Below are 365 nucleotides of genomic sequence, written 5' to 3' on the forward strand. Positions count from 1 at the left end.
TGTCATGTCGGCTTGAAGTTGTTGCTTGTAACGGTCGAAACAATGCGCCGCGTACGAGCCTCGCGAAAAACGCTTGCCATGCCGCAGTAAAATGCCGTCAATTGTTTTTGCTGAAGCTGTTTCTTGCGCTGAGGGCGTTCCTTTATTCGCCAGCAAATCACGAATAACGCCAGCGTCTTCCATTGCCGTATTTACTTGCTTATAGCCTCGCCACTCTTTAACACTTAAAAAGCTAAAGCAGCTTACGAACCCAATTAAAAGTGCGCCTAACACGCCGGTTCCAATGGGGTGTTCAGACACATTTGCTGCCAGCGTGGTATACGCTTCAAACACGAAAAAACCAAGTAAAGAAACCAGCCCAAACC

General features: G+C 47.7%; 1 pseudogene. It reads right to left on the reverse strand.

The annotated features are described in order from the left end of the window. Window positions 1-365, reverse strand: a pseudogene (locus GVO63_RS19410) (hypothetical protein); the annotation flags it as partial.

The sequence above is a fragment of the Alteromonas sp. KUL106 genome (genome assembly GCF_009811415.1).
GTDB lineage: Bacteria > Pseudomonadota > Gammaproteobacteria > Enterobacterales > Alteromonadaceae > Alteromonas.